Origin of the sequence: Brevundimonas sp. (assembly GCF_003248455.1) — a bacterium.
Classification (GTDB): Bacteria; Pseudomonadota; Alphaproteobacteria; order Caulobacterales; family Caulobacteraceae; genus Brevundimonas.
Map to the genome: position 1 here is coordinate 26,522 of NZ_QFNM01000011.1, position 22,278 is coordinate 48,799.

At 69.8% G+C, this 22,278-nt stretch carries 22 protein-coding genes, 1 tRNA gene, 1 pseudogene and 1 riboswitch; of the genes and pseudogenes, 12 read left to right on the forward strand and 12 right to left on the reverse strand.

From position 1 onward, the window contains the following. Positions 1-49 precede the first annotated feature (49 nt). The gene (locus DI624_RS05820; protein ID WP_291536610.1) at positions 50-1,081 is read left to right on the forward strand and encodes a UbiA family prenyltransferase; all 1,032 of its coding nucleotides are present in this window, start codon (positions 50-52) and stop codon (positions 1,079-1,081) included. An 11-nt stretch (positions 1,082-1,092) separates the two neighbouring features. After that, entirely contained in the window at positions 1,093-1,926 is an 834-nt protein-coding gene (locus DI624_RS05825; RefSeq protein WP_291536611.1) for a DUF3298 domain-containing protein, read from the forward strand. A 171-nt stretch (positions 1,927-2,097) separates the two neighbouring features. On the opposite strand, the gene DI624_RS05830 is transcribed toward DI624_RS05825, so the two are convergent. The 3 genes from DI624_RS05830 to DI624_RS05840 are packed head-to-tail and all read right to left on the reverse strand — an operon-like array spanning position 2,098 to position 3,627. Beyond that, complete coding sequence (locus DI624_RS05830; RefSeq protein WP_291536613.1) at positions 2,098-3,042, reverse strand: alpha/beta hydrolase; 945 nt, start codon at positions 3,040-3,042, stop codon at positions 2,098-2,100. Positions 3,043-3,079: 37 nt separating this feature from the next. Further along, positions 3,080-3,280: a helix-turn-helix transcriptional regulator gene (locus DI624_RS05835; RefSeq protein WP_291536615.1), complete on the reverse strand. Its 201-nt coding sequence runs from the start codon at positions 3,278-3,280 to the stop codon at positions 3,080-3,082. Next, positions 3,277-3,627 carry a hypothetical protein gene (locus DI624_RS05840; protein WP_291536618.1) on the reverse strand — a complete coding sequence of 117 codons (351 nt, stop codon included), beginning with the start codon at positions 3,625-3,627 and terminating at the stop codon, positions 3,277-3,279. The genes DI624_RS05835 and DI624_RS05840 overlap by 4 nt, the downstream gene beginning before the upstream one ends. A gap of 184 nt (positions 3,628-3,811) precedes the next feature. On the opposite strand from DI624_RS05840, the gene DI624_RS05845 reads away from it, so the two are divergent. After that, entirely contained in the window at positions 3,812-4,759 is a 948-nt protein-coding gene (locus DI624_RS05845; protein ID WP_291536619.1) for a fatty acid desaturase family protein, read from the forward strand. Then, positions 4,756-5,406 carry a methyltransferase gene (locus DI624_RS05850; RefSeq protein ID WP_291536621.1) on the forward strand — a complete coding sequence of 217 codons (651 nt, stop codon included), beginning with the start codon at positions 4,756-4,758 and terminating at the stop codon, positions 5,404-5,406. The genes DI624_RS05845 and DI624_RS05850 overlap by 4 nt, the downstream gene beginning before the upstream one ends. A gap of 31 nt (positions 5,407-5,437) precedes the next feature. Here DI624_RS05850 and DI624_RS05855 read toward each other — a convergent pair whose 3' ends face one another. After that, a complete protein-coding gene (locus tag DI624_RS05855; protein WP_291536622.1) occupies positions 5,438-6,001 on the reverse strand; it encodes a type 1 glutamine amidotransferase domain-containing protein in 564 nt (187 codons plus the stop codon). 107 nt (positions 6,002-6,108) lie between these two features. Here DI624_RS05855 and DI624_RS05860 point away from each other — a divergent pair, with 107 nt between their 5' ends. Then, the gene (locus DI624_RS05860) at positions 6,109-6,498 is read left to right on the forward strand and encodes a hypothetical protein (protein WP_291536624.1); all 390 of its coding nucleotides are present in this window, start codon (positions 6,109-6,111) and stop codon (positions 6,496-6,498) included. Between the two features lie 64 nt (positions 6,499-6,562). Further along, positions 6,563-7,432 carry a neutral zinc metallopeptidase gene (locus DI624_RS05865; protein ID WP_291536626.1) on the forward strand — a complete coding sequence of 290 codons (870 nt, stop codon included), beginning with the start codon at positions 6,563-6,565 and terminating at the stop codon, positions 7,430-7,432. 3 nt (positions 7,433-7,435) lie between these two features. Here DI624_RS05865 and DI624_RS05870 read toward each other — a convergent pair whose 3' ends face one another. Next, entirely contained in the window at positions 7,436-8,392 is a 957-nt protein-coding gene (locus DI624_RS05870; protein ID WP_291536628.1) for a retropepsin-like aspartic protease, read from the reverse strand. A gap of 214 nt (positions 8,393-8,606) precedes the next feature. Between DI624_RS05870 and thrC the strand changes: the two genes are divergently transcribed. Further along, the gene (thrC, locus tag DI624_RS05875; RefSeq protein ID WP_291536629.1) at positions 8,607-10,001 is read left to right on the forward strand and encodes a threonine synthase; all 1,395 of its coding nucleotides are present in this window, start codon (positions 8,607-8,609) and stop codon (positions 9,999-10,001) included. A gap of 8 nt (positions 10,002-10,009) precedes the next feature. On the opposite strand, the gene DI624_RS05880 is transcribed toward thrC, so the two are convergent. Continuing rightward, positions 10,010-10,324, reverse strand: a complete 315-nt coding sequence (locus tag DI624_RS05880; protein ID WP_291536631.1) for a CsbD family protein — start codon at positions 10,322-10,324, stop codon at positions 10,010-10,012. Positions 10,325-10,535: 211 nt separating this feature from the next. Here DI624_RS05880 and DI624_RS05885 point away from each other — a divergent pair, with 211 nt between their 5' ends. Further along, the gene (locus DI624_RS05885) at positions 10,536-11,000 is read left to right on the forward strand and encodes a hypothetical protein (protein ID WP_291536633.1); all 465 of its coding nucleotides are present in this window, start codon (positions 10,536-10,538) and stop codon (positions 10,998-11,000) included. Between the two features lie 442 nt (positions 11,001-11,442). Here DI624_RS05885 and thrB read toward each other — a convergent pair whose 3' ends face one another. The 3 genes from thrB to DI624_RS05900 all read right to left on the reverse strand — a co-directional run bounded on the left by thrB (position 11,443) and on the right by DI624_RS05900 (position 14,407). Continuing rightward, on the reverse strand, positions 11,443-12,420 hold the full coding sequence (gene thrB, locus DI624_RS05890) for a homoserine kinase (RefSeq protein WP_291536634.1): 978 nt from the start codon (positions 12,418-12,420) through the stop codon (positions 11,443-11,445). Between the two features lie 4 nt (positions 12,421-12,424). Beyond that, positions 12,425-14,161 (reverse strand): homoserine dehydrogenase, encoded by a 1,737-nt coding sequence (locus tag DI624_RS05895; RefSeq protein WP_291536637.1) that lies wholly within the window; start codon positions 14,159-14,161, stop codon positions 12,425-12,427. A gap of 99 nt (positions 14,162-14,260) precedes the next feature. Further along, positions 14,261-14,407, reverse strand: a complete 147-nt coding sequence (locus DI624_RS05900) for a hypothetical protein (RefSeq protein ID WP_291536639.1) — start codon at positions 14,405-14,407, stop codon at positions 14,261-14,263. A gap of 189 nt (positions 14,408-14,596) precedes the next feature. Further along, positions 14,597-14,709: riboswitch (SAM riboswitch) on the forward strand. Positions 14,710-14,786: 77 nt separating this feature from the next. Between DI624_RS05900 and DI624_RS05905 the strand changes: the two genes are divergently transcribed. From DI624_RS05905 to DI624_RS05920, 4 genes and pseudogenes are all read left to right on the forward strand, one after another. Next, the gene (locus DI624_RS05905; protein WP_291536641.1) at positions 14,787-15,854 is read left to right on the forward strand and encodes a homoserine O-succinyltransferase; all 1,068 of its coding nucleotides are present in this window, start codon (positions 14,787-14,789) and stop codon (positions 15,852-15,854) included. A 74-nt stretch (positions 15,855-15,928) separates the two neighbouring features. Further along, positions 15,929-16,939 (forward strand): annotated as a pseudogene (gene metB, locus DI624_RS05910) (cystathionine gamma-synthase); the annotation flags it as partial. Between the two features lie 150 nt (positions 16,940-17,089). After that, positions 17,090-17,164 (forward strand) — tRNA-Glu (locus DI624_RS05915). Between the two features lie 214 nt (positions 17,165-17,378). After that, complete coding sequence (locus DI624_RS05920) at positions 17,379-17,645, forward strand: hypothetical protein (RefSeq protein ID WP_291536643.1); 267 nt, start codon at positions 17,379-17,381, stop codon at positions 17,643-17,645. A 58-nt stretch (positions 17,646-17,703) separates the two neighbouring features. Here DI624_RS05920 and DI624_RS05925 read toward each other — a convergent pair whose 3' ends face one another. From DI624_RS05925 to DI624_RS05935, 3 genes are all read right to left on the reverse strand, one after another. Next, positions 17,704-18,636 (reverse strand): hypothetical protein, encoded by a 933-nt coding sequence (locus tag DI624_RS05925; protein ID WP_291536645.1) that lies wholly within the window; start codon positions 18,634-18,636, stop codon positions 17,704-17,706. A gap of 16 nt (positions 18,637-18,652) precedes the next feature. After that, entirely contained in the window at positions 18,653-19,813 is a 1,161-nt protein-coding gene (carA, locus tag DI624_RS05930; RefSeq protein WP_291536647.1) for a glutamine-hydrolyzing carbamoyl-phosphate synthase small subunit, read from the reverse strand. 94 nt (positions 19,814-19,907) lie between these two features. Then, positions 19,908-22,145: a glycoside hydrolase family 3 N-terminal domain-containing protein gene (locus DI624_RS05935; RefSeq protein ID WP_291536648.1), complete on the reverse strand. Its 2,238-nt coding sequence runs from the start codon at positions 22,143-22,145 to the stop codon at positions 19,908-19,910. Positions 22,146-22,278 lie beyond the last annotated feature (133 nt).

A 22,278-nucleotide genomic window follows, 5' to 3' on the forward strand; every position in this document is an offset into this window, starting at 1 on the left:
AGAGCGGGCCGCCCTTCACCCCCCGCGCCATAACCGCTAAGTCACCGCCATGACCTCCGCCCCCCTTCCCGACGCCGGCGCCAATTGGGTGGACCGTCATGCGCCGGAGGGGCTGAAGCCGTGGCTGAAGCTGGGGCGGTTCGACCGGCCCATCGGCATCTGGCTGCTGCTGCTGCCCGGCTGGCAAGGGATCGCGCTCGCTTTGGCTCAGTATCGTCAGGCGCCGGGCCTCTATGACCTGTGGCTGTTCGTCGGCTTCGGGATCGGGGCGTGCCTGATGCGGGCGGCGGGCTGCGCCTTCAACGACATCGTCGACCGCGACTTCGACGCCCAGGTCGCCCGCACGGCCCAGCGCCCCATTCCGTCGGGCCGGATCAGCGTCAGACAGGCCTGGGCCTTCGTCGTGGCGTGCAGCCTGATCAGCCTGACGATCCTGCTGACCCTGCCGACCGTCGCCATCCTTCTGGGCGTCGGGTCGCTGGCCCTGGTCGCGGCCTATCCCTTCATGAAGCGGATCACCTGGTGGCCGCAGGCGTGGCTGGGCCTGACCTTCAACTGGGGGGCGCTGATGGGGTTCGCCGCCGCCCTGCCCCTGGCGGCGGCCGCCCTGCTGCTGCCCGCCGACATCGCCGGGGATTTCCGGCCCTTCCTGTGGTCGCCCGCCAGCGACAGCGGCCATGCCGTCGCCCTGGCCTGGCAGGCCTATGTCCCCGCCGTCCTGCTGTGGATCGGCGGCGTGTTCTGGACCCTGGGCTACGACACGATCTACGCCCTGCAAGACATCGAGGACGACGCCATGATCGGGGTGAAGTCGTCGGCGCGGCGCCTGGCCTCGGCCGTCAGGCCCGGCGTCGCGGCCTTCTACGGCCTGGCCGTCCTGTTCGCCGCCCTCGCCGGGGCGGTCGCCGGGCTGGGTCTTCCGTTCTGGATCGGCCTGGCCGCCTACGCCGCCCACCTGACGCGGCAGGTCGGCCGCATCGACCGCGACGACGGCGCCCTGGCGCTGAAACTGTTCAAGTCAAACCGCGAGGCCGGCCTTGTCCTGCTGGCCGCCATCGCCCTCGGATCCATCGGTCTGTGAAGGAACCTGTCATGACCTCCGCCCCCCGCATCCTGCTGCTGTCCGTCGCCGTCGCCGCGACCCTCTCGGCCTCGTTGGCCGCCTGCCAGCGCCGCGAGGAGAAGGCCGCCGCCCCGGCGCCGGCCCCCGCCCCGGCCGTCGCGGCGGACGCCACCCCGGTCGGCTACGAGAGCAAGACCCCCTATGCCGACGTCAAACTGACCCTGCCGCAGACGGTCAAGGCGACGCCGGTCCTGCACGCCGCCCTCTACGCCGACATGGTGCGCGACCTGAAACAGTTCGAGGAAGGCGCCCAGGCCGATCTCAGCGAGGCTGGCGGCGGCCCCAATCCCTATGAGAAGTCCATCGCCTTCACGCCGGGCGCCGAGACCGCCAGACTGGTCAGCCTGGCCCGCACCGATTTCGAATACACCGGCGGCGCCCACCCCAACACCAGCTTCGCCTCGGTGATCTGGGACAAGACGACCAACAAGCGGCTGGGCTTCGGCGACCTGTTCCGCCCCGGCGCCGACCTGGCCGTGCTGGACAAGGCCCTGTGCGCCGCCGCCAACGCCGCCAAACAGGCCCGCTCGCCGGGGTCCGAGGCCGCCACCCTGGACGGCAAGATGTGGACCTGCCCCAAGGCCGTCTCCACCCCCTTCTTCCTGACCCCCGGCACGACGCCCGGCAAGGCGGGGGGCGTGACCTTCCTGTTGGGGCCATATCAGATCGGCCCCTATTCGGACGGCTACTACTGGATCGCCCTGCCGCAGAGCGCCTTCCGCGCCCTGCTGAACCCCGCCTACGCCGACCAGTTCGACGGCGCGCCGGTCAAGGCCGGGGACGTGACGCCGAAGAACGGCTGACACTCGAAAGATCCTCCCCCGCCTGCGGGGGAGGGGGACCCCGAAGGGGTGAAGGGGGCGGACGCCGCACGGTCTTTCACCCAACCCGCAGAGACGGCTTTCGCCCCCTCCACCCCGCTTCGCGCGGTCCCCCTCCCCCGTTCCGCTACGCTGCTCGGGGGAGGATCGGCGTCAGTCCGCCAGAAACGCATCGACCAGTTCGGCGAATCGTTCGGGCTGGTCGGCCATGATGAAATGGCGCGATCCGTCGACCCGGATCAGCGTCGCGCCCGGCAGGGCCGCATACTCCCGCCCCCAAATCGCATCCGCACCGGCCGCAGGCGCCCCGCCGTCGGCGTCCGAGGCGTAGAGGGCCGTCACCGGGGTCGTCATGGCCGCAAGCCCCGGCCGGGCGTCGGTGGTCATCACATCCTTCATGGCCGAGGCGACGGCGTGGCGGTCGCTGGCCATTGACCAGGCGACGATCCGCGCCCGCTCGGCCGGCGTCCGCGACAGGGTCTCGGCCGTCGCCTCCTGCTGGGTGCGGAAGGTCGCGGCATCGGCGCCCAGGATCATGGCGGCCGCTTGGTCCGCGAACGGCCGCGCGCTTTCCGCCGTCGCGGTCGGGCCGAACAGGGCGCTGTAGAAGGGCAGGCTGTCCACCGTCATCAGCCGCCCGACCAGGTCCGGCCGCTGCTGGGCCAGCAGCAGGCCGCTCAAACCGCCCATCGAATGGCCGATCACCGCCGGGCGGTCCAGCCCGGCCTGGCGGATATAGCGCGCTAGTTCCTGAACCTCGGGCTGGACGAAGGCCCCGTCGCCCTGCGCCCACGGCTCGCCCGCGAACCCGGCCAATTGCACCAGATGCACCCGGTGCGTCGCCTTCAGCCGATCCGCCGTCGCCCGCCACACCTCGCGCGAGGAGGCCAGGCCGGGGACCAGGATCACGTCCGGCCCCTGGCCCACGACCTCGACCGACAACCGGTCCGAGACGAAGGGCGCGGCGGCGACCGCTGGCGTTCGGGATTGGGCGCGCGCCGGTTCGTTGGCGACGCAGCAAGCGATCACGACGCCGATCAAAACGGCGAGGCGCGCAGGCGGGCGCACGCCCCTGCAAGCGTGAGGGAGCTTCGACATGGCAGTCTCCAATTGTAAGGTTATTCTGACTTTTCGCTCAGCCCGCGTGCGGGTTCTCGAAGATGTCCTCGACCGGCCGTCCGAAGGTGGCGGCGATGCGGTAGGCCAGGTCCAGCGACGGGTCGTGCCGTTCGGTCTCCAGGGCGATCACCGCCTGGCGCGACACCCCCAGCGCCTGGCCCAGCTGCTCCTGGGTCCAGCCGCGCTCGACGCGCAGCAGCTTCAGCCGGTTCTTCATCGACTGCTCCGAATGAAGGGCGAGACGACGCCGTACATGGCCCAGAACACCGGCACGATCAGCCAGGTCTGCATGTGCGGCGCGCCCGCGAAACTCTCGCCGAAGCCCCAGAAGGTCGCCACCGCCAGGGCCAGGCCCGCCGCCACGATGAACTGTTTGGCGGTCACGCCGCGCACGAACTCGTCGCTCTCGCGCATCAGGGCCAGGGTCGCCCAGATATGGCCAATCACCGGCGCGGACACCGCCGCCGCCAACAGCCACGCGGCCGGCTTGCCCATCAGGTCGTCGAAGGCGTCCGTGGTCATCATGGCCACGCAGATCGCCACATAGGGCGTCGTGAACGCCATCGTCCTCATGAGATAGCGCCGATAAGCCGGCGTTCCGTTCTTCCAGGCCGCAAACATCTCTGGCTCTCCTCGTGTAAGGAGAACCTGACACCACTCGAATGTCATGTCAACCTGACTTTTTGTCAGGCCTGCCTCACAGTTATCCGTTGCTTTTCCGAACGCGCCGACCGCGGTAGACTGCGCCATGCCCGCCGCCCCGCGCATCGCTCCGTCGCTCCTGTTCACGCCCCAGGAATGGGCGCCGTTCCAGACGCGCTCGGCCTGGGCAGGGCCGTTGCTGGTCGCGCATTGCTGGGCGGTGATCGCCTTGGCCGTGGTCGCGGGGGTTCTGGTCCCCTGGCTGATCCCGCTGTGCGTCATGATCGTCGGCACGCGCCAGCTGGGCCTGGCCATATTGATGCACGAGGCGGCGCACGGGGGGCTGTCGAAATCGCCGCGCCTGAACGACTTTCTCGGCCATTGGCTGTGCGCCACGCCCATCGGCGCATCGTTGGTGGCCTATCGCCCCTATCATCTGACGCATCATCGTTTCGCCCAGCAGGCCGAGGACCCCGACCTGATGCTGTCGGCCCCCTTCCCCGTCAGCCCCGCCTCCCTGCGGCGCAAGCTGATCCGCGACCTGACCGGCCAGACCTTCTTCAAACAGCGCATCCTCTTGCCGCTGGCCCGGCGACGCCAGGTCGAACCGAAGGCCGGCGCGACCCACGATTACGAGGCGGTGGTGACGGGCCGATCCGTCCTGCCCTTCCTGGTCTTCAACGCCGTCCTGCTGGCCGGCTTCGTCGCCGCCGGCGTCGCGTGGGCCTTCTTCGTCCTGTGGCTGCTGCCGATGGCCACCTGGTTCCCGATGGTGACGCGGCTCAGGAACATAGCAGAACACGCCTGCGTCGAAGGATCGGCCGCCGATCCCTTCCGCGCCGCCCGCACCACCCGCGCCGCCTGGTGGGAGCGCGCCTTCATCGCCCCCTACTGGGTCAACTTCCATGCCGAACATCATCTGTTCATGCATGTGCCGTGCTGGAAACTGCCCCGGTTGCACCGCGCCCTCCGCGACCGCCCCCAGGCCCAGGGCATGGAGGTGTCGCCCGGCTATCTGGACGTGATTCGAACGGCGACCCGCCGCCCGGCATGAGGATCGCCGACCCCGCCGCCTTCATCCGCGAAAACACGCGGCTGCAGACCGTGCCCCATGCGCCCGAGATCGCGCTGTGGCTGGCCGACGAGATCACGCCGATCTGGCGCCTGACCGAGGAGGAACTGGGCCAGATGGGCCTGCCGCCGCCGTTCTGGGCCTTCGCCTGGGCGGGCGGCCAGGCCCTGGCGCGCTATGTGCTGGATCATCCGCACGAGGCGGCGGGCAGGCGGGTGCTGGATTTCGCCGCCGGTTCCGGCCTGGTCGGGATCGCGGCGATGAAGGCCGGGGCGGCCCGGGTCCTGTGCGCCGACATCGACCCCTTCTGCCAGGCCGCCGTCGCCGCCAATGCGCTCGCCAACGGCGTGACGCTGGACTTCACCGCCGCCGATCTGCTCCAGGCCGCGCCGCCGGACGTCGATATCATCTGCGCCGGGGACATCTGCTACGAAAGGCCGATGACCGAGGCGGTGCTGGCCTGGCTGGCCAGGGCGCGGGCGAACGGGACGCGGGTGCTGATCGGCGATCCGGGGCGCACCTATTTCCCGCGTTCCGGCCTGGACTTCCTGGCCGAATACCGCGTCCCGACCACGCGCGAGCTGGAGGACCAGGAGATCAAGCGATCCTCGGTCTGGGCCATGCCCTAGTCCAGGCCCAATCCGGCTCCAGGCCGCCCTCTCAGACAGACTGGCCGTCGTGCCGCCCTTCGGCGAATTCCTCGATCATTTTGGCGTTGAAGGCGGGGATGTCGTCCGGGCGGCGGCTGGTGACAAGCCCCTGGTCGACCACGACTTCCTCGTCGACCACATTGGCCCCGGCGTTCTTCAGGTCGGTGCGGATGCTTTCGAAGGCCGTCAGGGTGCGTCCCTCGACCACCCCCGCCTCGATCAGCAGCCATGGGGCGTGACAGATGGCGGCCACCGGCTTGCCCGCGTCGAAAAAGGCCCGCACGAAGGCCACCGCGTCCGCATCGGCGCGCAACTGGTCCGGGTTGGCCACCCCGCCCGGCAGCAGCAGGGCCGAATAGGATGCGGCGTCCACCGCCGCCACCGCCTTGTCCGCCGTGACCTTGTCGCCCGGCGTCAGATGGTCGAAGCCTTGGAACTCGCCGGCCTTCAGCGACACGATCTCGACCACGGCGCCCGCATCCTTCAGCGCCTTCATCGGTTCATTCAGTTCGACCAATTCGACGCCGTCGGTCGCCAGAACGGCCACGGTCTTGCCGGAAAGGGTGTTCGCCATGGGATATGCTCCGTATTGCAAAGGGGGTTCGGGCCGATGAACCCGCGGTCGGTCAAAGGGTTGCGGCTCCGCTTGGCGCGGACGGCCGCCAGCCCCACATCTTCCCCATGCGAACCATCCTGACCCTGGCCGCCCTGCTGGCGGCGACCGCGACGCCCGTTCTGGCCCAGACCGCTCCCGCGCCGGGTCGGCCTTACGGGGCCTATCCCGGCGGCGTTCCTGCGGCCATCGCCGACCAGCACCGCTACGAGAACGACCGCCTGCGCGACCGGGCCCAGTCCAACGCCGACCAGGCCCGCCAGCAGCAGATCGAAACCCAGCTTCGCCTGCGCGCCATCGAGGCCGCGCGCGAACCGACCCTAACCCAGCCCCTGCCGCCCCGCCCGCTCTATAGCCCGGAGCAGGAGCAGGCGCTGCGTCAGTCCGCCGCCGAGCGCCGCCAGGAAACCGCCCGGGGCGTCAGCCAGATCGACGCCTGGCTCGATCGTCTAAATTGACGCATCCCTTCCCTTGCACCTGCGTTCCTGCCTAGCTTAACGAGGATCGGGCGGAGGAGACGACATGCGCTGGCAGGGCGGACGGACAGGCGGCGGCGGAATCGAGGACCGGCGCGGCATGGGCGGGGGCGCGATCGCGGGCGGCGGCATCGGCGTGGGCGTCCTGGCGCTGATCGGCTATTTCGTCTTCGGCATTGATCCCGCCACCACGACCCAGTTGGCCAGCCAGTTCGGCGGCGTCGGCGCGGCCGAACAACAGGGACAGGTCGGCACGCCGCGCGACGAAGCCGGCAAGTTCGTCGATGTCATCGGCGGCAACATCAACGACGTCTGGGCGCAAAAGCTTCAGGGCTATCAACCGCCCAAGGTCGTGATCTACGAACAGGGCACGCCCACGGGCTGCGGTTACGGCCAGTCGGCCATGGGCCCCTTCTATTGCCCGACCGACAAGACCGTCTATCTGGACCTAAACTTCTGGCAGGAGATGGAGACCCAGCTCGGGGCCTCCGGCGCCGACTTCGCCCGCGCCTATGTCATCGCCCACGAGTTCGGCCACCACGTCCAGACCCTGACCGGAACCTCGGACCAGGTGCGCCGCGCCCAGCAGCGCGCCATGGCTCGCGGGGGCGGGGGCCAGGCCGAATCCAACCGCTATTCCGTCGCGCTGGAGCTTCAGGCCGACTGCTACGCCGGCGTCTGGGCCAGGAACGCCTCGGCCGTCTCGGGCGGCCAGGTGGCGCTGGAGCCCGGCGACATCGAAGAGGGCATGAAGACCGCCCAGGCCATCGGCGACGATACGCTGCAACGGCGCAGCGGCGGTCGCGTCTCGCCCGAAAGCTTCACTCACGGCTCCTCGGCCCAGCGGGTCGAATGGCTGCAACGCGGCTATCAGTCCGGCGACCCGGCGTCCTGCGACACCTTCAGCGGGGCGTGAAGCCTATTCCCCCACGGTGATCTGCATCGGCCGTTCGACGAACAGGCGAGGCCCGCCCAGGTCCAGCGCCAGGCGGCGATCCTCGAAGGCCGCCATGCCGACCAGGGCCTTGGGGAAGCCGGGCGCGGCGACGTCGTCATAGATGGCCACCTCCGCCTGGCGATAAAGCTCGTCGCCGATGGTCAGGGTGCGGACGATCACCGTCTCGGCCCCGACGACGCCGCCCAGGACGATGCTCTGGCCCGGCGTGCGCGCCCGCCCGTCCAGCAGCCCGGCCGCCTCCGCCGTCTCGCGCGTCACGGCCAGGACGGCCGAAGCGCCGGTGTCGATCACCGCATCGACGGTCGCCCCCTCCACCGTGATCGCCGCCTGCAAAGCCCTGCCCGCGCGCGTCACCGAGATGGGCGCCAGGGACGCCGGCGGGCTCCAGCCGTCGCGCGCGACCAGCTTCAGCCGCCGCCGGCGCGTATCCAGCTCCAGCACCAGTTCGCGCAGCACGTCCTGGCCCAGGATCAAGGGCGCGCCCAGCCCCTTTTCGCCGGCCAGCGGCCCCAGGTCCAGGATCGCGGCGCGCAGGCCCTCCAGCCGCAGCCCCTCGGGTTCGCCAATGCGCACGTCCAGCGTCGCGCCCCGCCCGACCTGCGCCTGGCCGCCGACGCCATAGGCGACCATCGGGATGTCGAAGACCTTCGTCAGCCCCAGCGTCTGGACCAGGGATCGGTCGATGACCGAATATTGCGCGCCGGAATCGATCAGGGCCCGCACCGGCCGGCCGCCGACCGAGACCTGAACCGTCGGCGTGCTGGCGCGCGGCGCGGCATAGGGCAGCCAGCCGGTCGCCCCCGACGCCGGAAACCCCACCGACGGCCCCTTCCACAGCACATGGTCGCGCAGCCACCAGGCCCCGCCCACGCCCCCGGCGATCAGCCCAAGCCGGATCAGAAGATCGCGTCGTCTCATCCGCCATGACATGGACCGTCCCGGCCCGCGACGCCAGCGGGGGCGATGTCGCATCGCGCCCGCCGCCGAGCCTGGAGACGAGCAATGAAGTTGCGCCCTTCGCGCCCCGCACGCCCTCGCCGCGCGCCGCCGCGACCACAAGCCGCCGAAACCCGACAAGATCGTCCAGAAACCGGGTGACGCCGCATCCTCGTCTGGCTAGGACCACAAGGCCATGAACACCTCGCCCGACCGCTACGTCTCCACCCGGGGCCGCTCGCCCCAGACCGACTTCGCCGGCGCCCTGCTGCGCGGCATCGCGCCGGACGGCGGCCTCTATATGCCGACCGCCTGGCCCGCCCTGTCGCCAGAGACCTGGACCGGCCCGGCCGATTACAAGGCCATCGCCCTGGCGGCCATGGGGCCCTTCGTCGGCGACGCCCTGCCCGCCGGAGCGCTGGACCGGGCGCTGGATCGGCTGATCGCCGGCTTCGACCATCCGCTGGTCACGCCCCTGGTCGAGTTGGAGCCGGGCCTGTTCGTGCTGGAGCTGTTCCACGGCCCCACCGCCGCCTTCAAGGACCTGGCCATGCAGCTGGTCGCGGCCCTGACGGACGAGGCCCTGTCGGCCTCGGGCGAGCGCCTGACCATCCTTACCGCCACCTCGGGCGACACCGGCGCGGCCGCCGTGCGCGCCTTCGCCGGCGCCCGGTCCGTCGATCTGGTCGTGCTGCATCCGCTGGACCGCGTCTCTCCCGTTCAGCGGCGGCAGATGACCACGGTCCAGGCCGACAATGTGCTGAACCTGGCCGTGCGCGGCGATTTCGACGACTGCCAGCGTCTGGTGAAGGGCCTGCTGGCCGAGGACGCCCTGCGCGCGACCGGCCGCCTGTCCTCGGTCAATTCGATCAACTGGGCGCGGCTGGCGGGCCAGATTCCCTACTATGTCTCCGCCACCGCCCAACTGGGCCGGGCCGCGACCTTCGTCGTGCCGACCGGCAATTTCGGCGACGCCTTCGCGGGTCTCGCGGCGACCCGGATGGGCCTGCCGTCCAACGGCTTCGTCGCGGCGGTGAACCAGAACGACGCCCTGGCCCGCGCCCTGAACGACGGCCTTTATTCGCGTCGCGCGGCGGTGGAGAGCGGCAGCGTCTCGATGGACGTCCAGGCGCCGTCCAACTTCGAACGGCTGGTGTTCGAGGCGACCGGCCGCGACGCCGACCGCACCCGCGCGGTGTTCGAAACCTTCGCCCGCGACGGCGCCGTGGCTTTCGATCCCAAGCTGCTGGCCGCCCTGCGCGCCTCGGTCTCGGCCGTCTCCATCGACGAGGACGAGACCCGCGCCGAGATCGCCCACGCGCACGAAGCCTGGGGCCGCGTCGTCTGTCCGCACACGGCCGTCGCCCTGGCCGCCGCGCGTCGTCAGGATCGGTCCGGGGGGCCGGTCGTGGCCCTGTCCACCGCCCATCCGTCCAAGTTCGGGGCCTTCGTCTCCGAGGTGCTGGGCTTCGCGCCCGAGCCCGCAAACGTCATCGCCGCCCTGGGCGATCGGCCCGAGCGGTTGAGGGTGGTCGATGGGACGACGGAGGCGGCGCTGGAAGCCGTGGCGGCCTTTTCAGGCCGCCACTGAACCGAACCTCAGCGGCGCTTGCCGCCGGTCAGCACCTTGAGCAGAAACAGGCCCGCGCCCGCGACCGACAGGGTCGTGACCAGCGGACGCTTGCGCGCCTCGGCGGCCACCGTGCGGGCCTTGTCGCGGTAATCGGCCGGGGCCTTTTCGACCAGGCGATCCACGGCGTCCATGGCCTTGCCGAAGGTTTCCAGCGACTTGCCCTTGGCGTCGTTATAGGCCCCTTCGACCTGCAGCTTCTGGTCGCCGACCAGCTTGCCCAGGCCCTTTTGCGTCTTGCCCTGCACCTGCGAAGCGGCGCCGTTGATCTGTTCGTCGGTCATGATTGAAATCTCGTTCTCGGGGAGCGCGGCTGTAACCGCATGAACCATCAAACCCCGGACCGCCGTTCAGTTCCAGCGGCAAGACAGCGCGGGGTGGCGGCCTCTGACATGACGACGAGCCGCATTGTCGCAAACCGACCCGTAGCGGACGTTTATCGCCCCTTAGTGGGTTGCGGCCATTGCTGCGACCCTGCGCTCGCGGAGAATGGAAATGCTAGCAGTTTTGGTGACGATTGCGGCGATGCAACTCGGCGACCATGATGCGCTTTCATCGGACATCGATCGTTTCGGTCGAATTTTCATTGTGTCCAGCGGATGCGCCCGAATGGGCTATGAGGTTGACTTCGACCCCTTGCACGACATGCAGAGGCAGATCGAAAGCCGAGCGTCCGAGGCCGGTATGCCCGAGGCTGAAATAAGCCGGCGCATAAACGACAGCATAGTGCGACACGAGACCGACCTTCCGCCTCGCAATCTGCCTGAAGATGCGTCTCCCTCACAGATCATGCAACATCTTCGTGATGTGAAGGAGGTCTATCCACTTCGTTGTGGTCAACTGGCTTGGGAAGCGCCTGAAGCGCTGACATCCGAAGGTTTGAAATCAGGGGACGCCCAGCTGATCGAGCGGATGAGTTTTTTCGAAACCCTTTATGCGCGAGCGCCCGAGAGCAAATAGGTCGGCTCGACCCGACCGAATGGAACCGCTTGCACCCCTAGTTCTGAAAGCGAACCTCTAGGTTTTCAGCGACTTGGCCCGCGCAAACGGCAATCGACCTGGCGCCCTCCGAAACCGTGCCATAATCCCGCGCGGTCTTTGAAAACGTGAACCCCGACACGGTCGAAAGTGCACTCTCATTTGCACATCGCACCGTTTTCGCCTGTGCAAGTGCGACCGTCGATTTCGCACTATTCACACCATTCAGACTCTGTTTTCGGCGCTCGCTCCCGATCCCGTCATCCTCGCCCTTGTGGCGAGGATCCAGACTCCCGGTGTTTCCGCAGGGCGCGGCGCCGCCAGACAGCGGGAGTCTGGATCCCAGGGACAAGCCCTGGATGACGGAGATGCGCGTCGCGAAACTGTGCGAACGGCACGAACCGCACCCCGCTTTTTCTTACCCTCAGACCGGCTCGACCGCCCGCCAATGGTCCAGGCGGCGCAGGAAGACGGCCGGGTCCTTGGGCGTCACCAGATTGGCCGGATCGTGGAAGATGCGGTCGTGCAGCCGCGTCACCGTGAACCGCAGCGCCGCCGCCTCGCCCAGGCGCGGCAGGGCCGCCCGTTCGGCCGCGCCCAACGGCCGCACCGCCTCGTAGCCGCGCAGGAAGGCCGCCAGGGCCGGGGCGTCGGCCCGTCCCTCGGCGTCGAACCCCCAGGCCGACAGGGCGATGGCCAGGTCGTAGGCGAAGGCCCCGTCGCAGCCGAAATAGAAGTCGATCACGGCCGAGACCGCCCCGGACTCGAACAGCACATTGTCGGGAAAATAGTCGGCATGGATCGCCCCGCCCGGCAGATCGCCGCAGGCCTGGAGGCCGAACGGATCGCCCAGCCGATCCAGCGCCCCCTCCACCTGTTTCAGCAGGGCGCGGTCCGTATCCGACGCCCGTGCGACGCCTTCGGCGCAGCGATCCGCCAGCCGTCGCCAGGCCGCCGGCCCCACCGGATTGGCGCGCCTCAGGGGAAAGTCCGCCGCCGCCAGATGCAGCCGCGCCAGCGCCGCCCCGGCCGCCGCCTGATCGGCCGGCGACGGGCGACGCAGCCAGGCGCCGGTCTTCCATTCGATCACGGCGGCCGCCCGACCGTTCAGCCGGCCCAGCCATCGCCCGGCCCGGTCCTCGACGGGCATGGGGCAGGGAAAGCCCCGCCCCGCCAGATGCGCCGTCAGCCCCAGGCAGAACGGCAGCGACGCCGCATCGGTGCGCCCCTCGAACAGAGTCAGGACGAAGCGCCGCCCCCGCCCGTCCTGAACCGTATCCAGCCGGTAGTTGGTGTTCTCCACCCCCTCGGCGATGGCGGTCAGCGACGCCGCCTCGCCGATGTCGTAGCCGGCCAGAAAGGCCCGGGCCTGGGCCAGGGAGACAGGGGTGAAGACGGCCATGGCCCTAGTTCAGGCCGGCGTCGGCGCGGCGCGCGCGCACGATTTCGGCCAGGTCGGCCATGATGCTCTCGGTCGTGGCCCAGCGCCCGGCGCCCCGGCCCCGGCAACGCCACACCCGGCCGTCGGCGCCATAGACCTTCAGCGCATTGCCCTCGCCGCGCAGGCTGGAGAACAGCGGGTCGCCGTGGTCGGCCGTCAGGCTGACGGAGGGCGCGATCACCCCGTCCTTCAGATGGGCCGCGCCGATCTGGCGCACCCCGCCGTCGGCCACGGTCGCCTCGGTCAGGGCGTCGCGCGACACCTCGCCTTCGGGCGCGCGGCCGAACGCCTCGTGGCACAGCAGCCGGACCTTGGCCGCCGCATCCAGTCCTTCCAGGTCCGAGGACGGGTCCTCTTCCGCGAAGCCCGCCGCGCGCGCATCGGCCAGGGCCTCGGCGAAGGCGGCGCCGTCGCCCAGCCGCTCCAGCATGAAGTTGACCGTGCCGTTCAGGACCGCCTCGAATCCGACCACCTCGCCGGCTGCGCGGGCCGCGCGCACCGTTTCGACCATGGGCGCGCCGCCGCCGACCGAAGCCGACCAGAAGACCCGCCGGCCGCGCCGTTTGGCCAGATCCTGCAGGCCTCCTGGGTCGCGGCTGACCGCCTGTTTGTTGGCGCTGGCCACGTCGCAGCCCGCCTCCAGCGCCGCGCGGATCACCGCATGGCCCGCCTCGCCCTCGGACAGGGCTTCCAGCACGATGTCGGGCTTGCGTGACAGCAAGTCCTCGGCGCTGGCGGTGAACAGCGACGGCGGACAGGCCACGTCGCGCGGCTTGTTCGGATCGCGCACCAGGACGCCGACCACGTCGTAGCGGGGGTCGGCCAGCAGCCGGCCCAGAACCCCGCCGCCCACCACGCCGCATCCCGCGACCGCCACCTTCAGCGGCGGCAGGGCGGGAGCCGGGCCGGGGGGCGCGGACCGGGCGCCGATCACCGTGCCGTCCGCCCGGTCCAGGGCCGCGACCTCGATCTCCACGCCCCGGCTTTCGCCCAGGTCGATGGCGTCGTGCTGCACCAGGGCGCCGCCCAGCTTGCGCGCCAGGTCCCAGGAGGCGCGGCGATAGCGCAGGGCCGGGGCCGTCCGGTCGTTGGGATCGTGGTCGTAGAGCCCGTCCACATCCTTGACCAGCCGCACCTTCTTCAGTCCCAGTTCGGCCGCCAGGAACACCGCCGTCAGGTCCGAGCCGCCCCGGCCCAGCAGGGCCACCCGCCCGTCCGGCCGCACCGCCCCGAAGCCGGGAACCACCACCACCTCGTGCCGGTCCAGCGCCTGTTTCAGATGATCGGGGCGCAGGCCGCAGGGGCGCGAATGCTCGGGCTCGCCTTCCGCCACGATGCCCAGTTCGCGCACCGAAAGGGCGCAGGCGTCCAGGCCGATCCGGTCGCAGGCGATGGCGACCAGGGCCGCCGACTTCTCCTCGCCCAGGGCCACATAGCCGGGCAGCAGGTCGTTGGAATGGGCCAGGCCCAGCGCCCGCGCCTCGGCCAGCAGCCGGTCGGTCGCCCCGCCGAAGGCCGAGACCACCGCCACAACCTTGCGCCCCGCCCGGACATGGCCATAGACGGCCGAGGCGACCAGCGGCGCCTCGGCCGGGCCGCGCAGGATGGAAGAGCCGAACTTCAGCACCACCACCTCCGGGGCCGGCTGACTGCTGGGGTCGGGATTTTCGGATTTCTCTACGACGGCGAGATTGGCGGACATCTGTTTCTCGGATCTGGTGAAGGGCGTGGGGTGAAATGAAAAACCCCGCCTGGCGGACCGGGCGGGGTTCGGGTTCTGCGGTCGCCTGGGTTCGGCGCGCTAAACTCGTCCCGCCCGAATGGGCATGGTGGTGGTGCCGGTCGTGCCGCCGATAATGGTTCCGCCGAGGATCGCGCCCATGCCAAAGGCCGTCGCGGCCAGGCCGGCGACGGTCGAAAGTTCGGCGATGAGCGAGCGCTGCGGCACGGGTGGGGTCCGGTTCAAATCTGAGCCTTAGGGTGGTCGGATCGCCCCCATCCTGTCAAGCGGGCTTGGACGATTTTTTTCGCGACAGGTCGATTTCAACCTATTTCGCACCCGGCTCACTGAAGCGCAGGTCGCATTTAGGTGGAATTTTCCGCTTGACCGGCGCCGCCCGTTTGATCAACGTAAAGCCACTCATCAAGACCGGCTGAGGGATTAGGCCCTTTGACGCCGGGGCAACCATCGGGTTCCGCCCGAAACGGTGCCAACTCCTGCGGGGTCCTTCGGGCCGCGAGAGATGAGTGGAGCATCGACGAGGCGACGCTCCACGCTCTGTCACCGCATGAGGCTTGCTGAGGCGAGAACGATGCGGACGACATTGATGACCCTGGCTGAAACCGACCTGCTCGAAGACCCCGACTGTCGCCCCGCGACGGCGCCTTCCCCTGTTCGCCCCGCCGTTCGCGAACGCGGCGGCGCCCGCGACATCGTCGTTCCCATTCCCGCCGACTTCCGCCTGGCCTCGGGCGAAAAACTGCGCCAGCCCGATATCGTAGGCCGCCTGCATGGCCGCGCCGGAGCGCCCCTCGTCGTGGTCGCCGGCGGCATTTCGGCCGGCCGTTTCGTGCATCGCACCGAGACCAACGGCTTGGGCTGGTGGTCCGGCGCCGTGTCGGTGCGCGGCCCTATCGACCTTTCGCGGTTCCAGGTCCTGGCTGTCGATTTCGCCCCAAACGCCGAAAGATGGGGCGCCGAGCGCCCTGAAACCCCCGTCACCATCACCACCCATGACCAGGCGCGTCTTCTGGCCCTGGTGCTGAACCACCTGGAGATCCAGCGGGTCGCCGCCTTCGTCGGCTGTTCCTATGGCGGAATGATCGCCCTGGCCTTCGCCGAATTGTATCCCGACTGGGCCGATCAGCTGATCGTGGTCTCCGCCGCCCATCGCGCCCATCCCCAGGCCACCGCCTGGCGCGGCATCCAGCGCCGCATCCTGCAGTTCGCCGTCGCCGCCGGCCGCCCGGAGGAGGGCGTCGCCCTGGCCCGCGAACTGGCCATGACCACCTATCGCACCGCCGAGGAGTTCGACTCCCGCTTCGAGTCCGCCGCCCCGGCGGCCGTCGGCGGCGCCTATCCGGTGTGCCAATATCTGACCGCGCGCGGCCAGGCCTACCGCACCCACACCACCCCGGCCCGCTGGCTGTCGATGTCGGATTCCCTGGACCGCCACAGCGTGACGCCCGAGGCCGTCAAGACCCCCGTCACCCTGGTCGGCTTCACCTCCGACCGGCTGGTGCCGATCGACGACATCCGCGAACTGGCCGCGCGGCTGCCGACCCTGTGGCGCTTCGTCGAGGCGCCCTCCCTCTATGGCCACGACGCCTTTCTGAAGGAGGACGCCTTCGTCGGCGACATCCTCCGCGCCGCCTTCAAGGACATCAAAGCATGACTTCCCGTCCCGCCAACCCGCACACCATCGCCGCCCGGACGGGCGTGGACTCGGACACAGCGCACGGGGCGGTGATGCCGCCGCTTTATCTGTCGTCCAACTATTCCTTCGCCGGCTTCGATCAGAAGCGGAAATACGACTACAGCCGCTCGGGCAATCCGACCCGCGACGTCCTGGCCGAGACCCTGGCCGAACTGGAAGGCGGCGCCGGAGCCGTCATCACCGCCACCGGCATGGCGGCGGTGGACCTGCCCTTGGCCCTGCTGGAGCCGGGCGACCTGCTGATCGCGCCGCACGACTGTTACGGCGGCACCTGCCGGCTGCTGAACGCCCGCGCCAGGAAGGGCCATTTCGAACTGCTGCTGGTCGACCAGGGCGATCCCGTCGCCTTCGAAGCGGCCCTGGCGCTGAAGCCCAAGCTGGTGCTGGTCGAGACCCCGTCCAACCCCCTGCTGCGCCTGGTCGACGTGGCCGACATCTGCACCCGCGCCCATGCGGCGGGGGCCAAGGTGGTGTGCGACAACACCTTCCTGTCGCCGGCCCTGCAAAACCCGATCAAGCTGGGCGCGGACTTCGTGGTCCACTCCACCACCAAATTCATCAACGGCCATTCCGACGTGGTCGGCGGCGCGGTCGTCTCGGCCGATGCGGCGGATCACGAACAACTGGCCTGGTGGGCCAACTGCACCGGCGTGACCGGCTCGCCCTTCGACGCCTATCTGACCCTGCGCGGCGTGCGCACCCTGTTCGCCCGCATCGAGCGCCAGCAGGCGACGGCGGGCAGGATCGCCGAGCGGCTGGACGCCCACCCGGCGGTCAAGGCCGTACACTATCCCGGCCTGAAATCGCACCCCGGCCACGCCCTGGTCGCCGCCCAGCAGGCCGGCCCCGGCGCCATGCTCAGCTTCGAACTGGACGGCGGCGTCGAGGCGGTGCGCGATCTGGTGGAGGCGCTGGAGATCTTCACCCTGGCGGAATCGCTGGGCGGGGTCGAAAGCCTGATCGCCCACCCCGCCACCATGACCCACGCCGCCATGACGCCGGAACAGCGCGCGACCGCCGGCATCGGCGACGGTCTGGTGCGCCTGTCCGTCGGACTGGAGCACGTCGAGGATCTGATCGCCGACTTGTTCCCGGCGCTGGACGCCCTGGTCGCGGTCAAGGCCGGGCCGAGGCCGCCTGACTTTTCGCTTGCAGAGGGGGCAGAACCGGGGCAAATGCGCCGCCCCGGCCGCGGTCCCTTCGTCTATCGGTTAGGACGTCAGGTTTTCAACCTGAAAAGAGGGGTTCGACTCCCCTAGGGACTGCCACCGGCGCCGCGCCTTGCGCCTTCTCCGGTCCCTCCGCGCGCATCGCTCCGTCCTCGGATTAATCCTTTAGTAACCACTGTGTTCGGATCGCGGCGTTAAGCCTCTAGATTCATGGACTTTTTTCGGACGCAGCAAGGAACTATCCACAGCTGCTGTGGTTAACCCCCTGTGAACGCGGCGCAGAAGCGCCCTCCCCTCCTGCACCGAGACATCCATGTTCATCGCCATCGCCCGTCCGGCGGTGGAGCCCGACGGCCCCGACGCCGTCGCCGTCCCCGGCTCTCCCGCCATCGCCGAACTGTCGCCCCGCGCCCTTCATGCGCGCCTTCTGGAAAACGCCGCCCTGCGCCGGATGCGCGGGCTGGAACGCCGCCGCGAACACCGGCTCGACGACGCCGACTACTGGCTGCACGCCGCCCCCATCGCCGTGAAGAAGGCCAGCGCCCTGCGCGAAGACCGCAGCTTCGCCCCCCTGCCCTGACGCCCAATCCGCGCCGGCCCGGCGACCCGACCTGGCCGTCGGTCCCCGGCAGGGAGGGTCAGCGCAGTTCGGGCGTCCGGCGGCGCAGCGAGGCCTTAAGCCGTCCCAGCTTCTGGCCCAGGGATTTCGGCCGCACCCGCTTGCGATGCTCCAGCCCCGCGCCCCAGCGGGCGTGGGCCGGCGCGTCCAGATGGGGATGGCGGTCGTGCTGATGGACGATGGGACTGACGCTGGCGTCGGGATTGACCACCTGGCCGTCCTCGAACCTCAGCCGGTCGCCGGGCGTCAGGCCCAGGGTCGCGACCCGACCGTAGTTGCCGCGCACCGTCGCCCCGATCAGGCCCTGATGGATCGCCAGGTTGAAGGCCGCCTGATCGGCCCCGAACGCCCCGCCGATCTCGGAGCGCGGCGTCGCCGCCAGCGCCAGGATCAGGCGCGACAGGCGCGAGACCTCCGCGCGCGGCCCGACCAATGTGCCGACGCACAGGCATTGGCTGTCCGCCAGCCGCCGCGCCTGGGCCTCGCCGAACAGGGCGCGAAGATACTTCATGTTGAAGGCGTGGTCGGCCAGCGGCCTGTCCGCCTCCACGAAAACCTCCAGCCCCTGCGGCGCCGGATCGAGGGGCGGGGCCTGGAAGATCACGTCGCGCACGTCGCAGGCGAGGGCCCCGCCCGGCCGCTCCCCCAGCAGGCCGGCGAAGGCGACGAACCGCTGCATCACCGGATGGGGCGCCCATCCGCGCCAGACCGGCGCATCGACGGCCGTCACGGCATGGCGGGCCAGGAAGGCGCGCAGGTCGGGGTCGGCGTCCGCCACCAGGGCGACCGGCCCGTCGAACACGGCTCGCAGCGAGGTCACGAAGGGGGCGATGTCGGCTGCATCGTATCCGGTGGCGTAGCCGACCACGACATCGCCGTCGGGCAGAGGCTCGAACTCTTGCGTCGCCGCCGTCGCCTGGGCCAGCCATTCCAGATAGTCCGATCGCGCCACGCCCTGTCTCATGGCCTCAGCGGTCGCCCATAAGTTCGGCGAAACGGTCGAACAGATAAAGGCTGTCCGTCGGCCCGGGCGAGGCCTCGGGGTGGTGCTGGACGCTGAAGATCGGCCTGTCCTTGACCGCGATGCCGCAGTTGGTGCCGTCGAACAGGCTGACGTGGGTTTCGGTCACGGCGGCGGGCAGGCTGTCGCGATCCACGGTGAAGCCGTGGTTCATCGACACGATCTCGACCTTGCCGGTGGTCAGGTCCTTGACCGGGTGGTTGGCGCCATGGTGGCCCTGCTCCATCTTCACGGTCCGGGCGCCCAGGGCCAGGGCCAGCATCTGGTGGCCCAGGCAGATGCCCATCAAGGGCTTGCCGCTGGCGACCAGCTTCTGGATTTCGGGCACGGCGTATTCGCCGGTCGCGGCCGGATCGCCCGGACCGTTGGACAGGACCACGCCGTCGGGATCGCGGGCCAGAACCTCTTCGGCCGTCGTCGTCGCCGGGACCACGGTGATCCGGGCGCCGGTCGAGGCCAGGGCGCGCAGGATGTTGCGCTTCACCCCATAGTCGATGACGACCACATTCCTACGGCCTTCGGTCTTCGGATGGCCCTCCGGCCATTGCCACAGCCCCTCGTCCCATTCGAACGCCTGCAGGGTCGAGGCCGGCTTGGCCAGGTCCAGGCCGACCAGGCCGGTCCACTCGCGGGCCTGCTGCACCAGGGCGTCCAGATCGAACTGACCGTTCGGATCGTGAGCGATCACGGCGTGGGGCGCGCCCTTGTCGCGGATGATCTTGGTCAGGGCGCGGGTGTCGACGCCCGCCAGGCCCACGACGCCCCGCCGCTTCATCCAGTCGTCGAAACTGGCGTCCGAGCGATAGTTGGCCGGATCGGTCGGGACATCGCGGAAGATGGCGCCGCGCGCGGATGTGTCGGACCCGCCGCCCATCTGTTCGACATCTTCGACATTGGTCCCGACATTGCCGACGTGCGGGAAGGTGAAGGCCAGGATCTGGCTCATGTAGGAGGGGTCGGTCAGGATTTCCTGATAGCCGGTCATGGCGGTGTTGAAGACCACCTCGCCCAGGGCCGAACCCACGGCCCCGACACCGATGCCTTGCAGGATGGTTCCGTCCGCGAGCGCGAGGACGCCCGTCGCGCCCGGAAGAATCTTGGTCGTCATGGGCGCGCTCCTAGAACCGAATCCGGCCCAGATGAAGGCCGCAGGCAAACGGCGGGGTCGTTAAGCCCTGCCGTTCCCCCCGTCAACCGAACCCTCAACGCCCGTCGCTGATCGACGGCGGCCCGACCAGTTGGAAGGTCGCCGTCACCCCGCCCTGGGCGTGGGGCGCCAGCCAGATGTCGAACAGCCCCGGCTCGATCCGATAGGTTTCGTCCGCTCCGATGAAGCCCAGCTGGCGCGCGTTCAGGGTGAAGCCGACCTTGCGGCTTTCGCCGGGACGCAGGGCCACGCGCTTGAAGTCCTTCAGCAGCCGTCCCGGCTGGGTCAGGCTGGCCACCCGGTCGTGGATATAGAGCTGCACCAGTTCCTCGGCCTCGCGACGGCCGGTGTTGGTCACTGTCACCGCCACGTCCAGCGTTCCGGCCCATTGCAGCTGGTTCGCCTCCATCTCGATCGGGCCATAGGCGACGGCGCCGTAGGTCAGGCCGTAGCCAAACGGATAGAGGGCGGTGTTGGTCGTCTCGCGATAGCGGGACTTGTATTCCTCGGTCGCCAGGTCGGGATTGGCCGGGCGGCCGGTCGTCTTGCGGTCGTAGGAATAGGGCTGCTGGCCCGACCGGTGCGGGAAGCTGACGGGCAGGCGGGCCGACGGGCCGTGGTCGCCGAAGATCACGTCCGCCACCGCATGGCCCATCTGTTCGCCCAGGAACCAGGTCACGACGATGGCGTGGGCGTTCCTGACATTGCCCTCCAGCGCCAGGGCCCGGCCGTTGCGCAACAGCACGACCATCGGCTTGCCCAGCGCGGCCATGGCGTCGACCAGGGCCATCTGCGGGGCCGGCACGACGATCTCGGTGCGCGACTGGGCCTCGCCCGACATGTTCGTCGCCTCGCCGATGGCCAGGACGATGACCTCGGCGTCGCGGGCGGCGGCGACGGCCTGTTCGATGCCGCCGTCCAACGGCGTCTCCACGCCCGAGCCGCGCGCCACCGTCAGGTTCTGCGGATCGCGCATCGCCGCGCGGAACCCGGCCTCCAGCGAGACCCGCCGCTCGGGCGCGCCCCAGATGGTCCACGGCCCCCAGACATTGTCCACGTCGTCGGCGAACGGCCCGATCAGGGCGATCCTGCGCCCCTTGTCCAGCGGCAGCAGGTCCTGGTCGTTCTTCAGCAGCACCACCGACTTGCGCCCCGCCTCGCGCGACAGTTCGATATGTTCGCGCGACCCGACCACGGCCTTCTCGCGCGCTGGATCGGTGCCGCGATAGGGGTCGTCGAACAGGCCCAGCGCCGCCTTGGCGGTCAACACCCGGCGCACCGCCTCGTCCAGCCGCGCCATCGACACCTCGCCCGAGGCCACCAGGCCGGGCAGATGCTCCAGATAAAGGCCCGACACCATCGACACGTCCACGCCGGCGTTGAAAGCCAGGCGGGCGGCGTCGCGGCCGTCCTCGGCGAAGCCGTGGGCCACCAGCTCCTGCTCGGAGGTGTAGTCGGAGACGACAAAGCCCTCAAAGCCCCATTCGCCGCGCAGGATGTCGGTCAGCAGCTTGCGGCTGCCCGACGCCGGTACGCCATTGACGTCGTTGAAGGCGCTCATGATCGACAGGGCGCCGGCGTCCACCGAGGCCTTGAACGGGGGCAGGAAGACCCCGCGCAGCGTCTGCTCGCTCATGTCGGTGGTGTTGTATTCGACCCCGCCGACGGCGGCGGAATAGGCGGCCATGTGTTTGGCGGTGGCCAGGACCGCGTCGCGGTCGTCCAGCCCCTTGTCGCCCTGGAAGCCGCGCACCCGGGCGGCGGCCAGCAGGTTGTTCAGCAGCACGTCCTCGCCCGCGCCCTCGACGTTGCGGCCCCAGCGCTGGTCGCGCGCCACGTCCACCATCGGCGCATAGGTCTGGTGCACGGCCGAGGCCGCGGTTTCCACCGCCGCCGCCCGCGCGGTCCGGCGGGCCAGTTCGGTGTCGAAGGCCGCCGCCTCGGCCAGGGGCACGGGAAAGATGGTCGACAGGCCGTGGATCACGTCGGCGGCGAACAGCAGCGGGATCTTCAGCCGGCTCTCCTCCATCGCCACGCGCTGGATGCGGCGGCCGGCCTCGGCGCCGATGCCGTTGAACAGCGACCCGACCTTGCCCTCTCGGATCAGGGCGGTGACGCGCGCGGGGTCGCCCGTGCCGTCCAGCGGGTTCACCGCCGTCGGCATCCAGCGGAACGGATCGGCCAGCAGGTTCAGCTGCCCGGCCTTTTCCTCGACCGTCATGGCCGCGATCAGATCCTCGATCCTCTGGCGATGACGGGCGACGGTGCGGGACGCTTGGGCGGAAACAGGCATGGGGAAGACTCCGGCGCCCATCAGGGCCAAAAGCCCCAGGCCAGACAAGAAATTTCTACGGGAAGCCGCAGGCTTGAGAGGTCGCGTCAAAAGCGGCGCTCCTTCGGGACGGGATCGAGCAGCGAAGCTCAGA

Bases quoted from the DNA above. Each gene is read 5' to 3' on its own strand.
- DI624_RS05835 (WP_291536615.1), bottom strand. From the start codon at position 3,280: ATGAAGAACCGGCTGAAGCTGCTGCGCGTCGAGCGCGGCTGGACCCAG.
- DI624_RS05920 (WP_291536643.1), top strand. From the start codon at position 17,379: ATGTTCATCGCCATCGCCCGTCCGGCGGTGGAGCCCGACGGCCCCGAC.
- DI624_RS05905 (WP_291536641.1), top strand. From the start codon at position 14,787: ATGACCCTGGCTGAAACCGACCTGCTCGAAGACCCCGACTGTCGCCCC.
- DI624_RS05885 (WP_291536633.1), top strand. From the start codon at position 10,536: ATGCTAGCAGTTTTGGTGACGATTGCGGCGATGCAACTCGGCGACCAT.
- thrC (WP_291536629.1), top strand. From the start codon at position 8,607: ATGAACACCTCGCCCGACCGCTACGTCTCCACCCGGGGCCGCTCGCCC.
- DI624_RS05845 (WP_291536619.1), top strand. From the start codon at position 3,812: ATGCCCGCCGCCCCGCGCATCGCTCCGTCGCTCCTGTTCACGCCCCAG.
- DI624_RS05860 (WP_291536624.1), top strand. From the start codon at position 6,109: ATGCGAACCATCCTGACCCTGGCCGCCCTGCTGGCGGCGACCGCGACG.
- thrB (WP_291536634.1), bottom strand. From the start codon at position 12,420: ATGGCCGTCTTCACCCCTGTCTCCCTGGCCCAGGCCCGGGCCTTTCTG.
- carA (WP_291536647.1), bottom strand. From the start codon at position 19,813: ATGACGACCAAGATTCTTCCGGGCGCGACGGGCGTCCTCGCGCTCGCG.
- DI624_RS05895 (WP_291536637.1), bottom strand. From the start codon at position 14,161: ATGTCCGCCAATCTCGCCGTCGTAGAGAAATCCGAAAATCCCGACCCC.
- DI624_RS05935 (WP_291536648.1), bottom strand. From the start codon at position 22,145: ATGCCTGTTTCCGCCCAAGCGTCCCGCACCGTCGCCCGTCATCGCCAG.
- DI624_RS05825 (WP_291536611.1), top strand. From the start codon at position 1,093: ATGACCTCCGCCCCCCGCATCCTGCTGCTGTCCGTCGCCGTCGCCGCG.
- DI624_RS05830 (WP_291536613.1), bottom strand. From the start codon at position 3,042: ATGTCGAAGCTCCCTCACGCTTGCAGGGGCGTGCGCCCGCCTGCGCGC.
- DI624_RS05870 (WP_291536628.1), bottom strand. From the start codon at position 8,392: ATGAGACGACGCGATCTTCTGATCCGGCTTGGGCTGATCGCCGGGGGC.
- DI624_RS05840 (WP_291536618.1), bottom strand. From the start codon at position 3,627: ATGGCGTTCACGACGCCCTATGTGGCGATCTGCGTGGCCATGATGACC.
- DI624_RS05865 (WP_291536626.1), top strand. From the start codon at position 6,563: ATGCGCTGGCAGGGCGGACGGACAGGCGGCGGCGGAATCGAGGACCGG.
- DI624_RS05880 (WP_291536631.1), bottom strand. From the start codon at position 10,324: ATGACCGACGAACAGATCAACGGCGCCGCTTCGCAGGTGCAGGGCAAG.
- DI624_RS05855 (WP_291536622.1), bottom strand. From the start codon at position 6,001: ATGGCGAACACCCTTTCCGGCAAGACCGTGGCCGTTCTGGCGACCGAC.
- DI624_RS05850 (WP_291536621.1), top strand. From the start codon at position 4,756: ATGAGGATCGCCGACCCCGCCGCCTTCATCCGCGAAAACACGCGGCTG.
- DI624_RS05820 (WP_291536610.1), top strand. From the start codon at position 50: ATGACCTCCGCCCCCCTTCCCGACGCCGGCGCCAATTGGGTGGACCGT.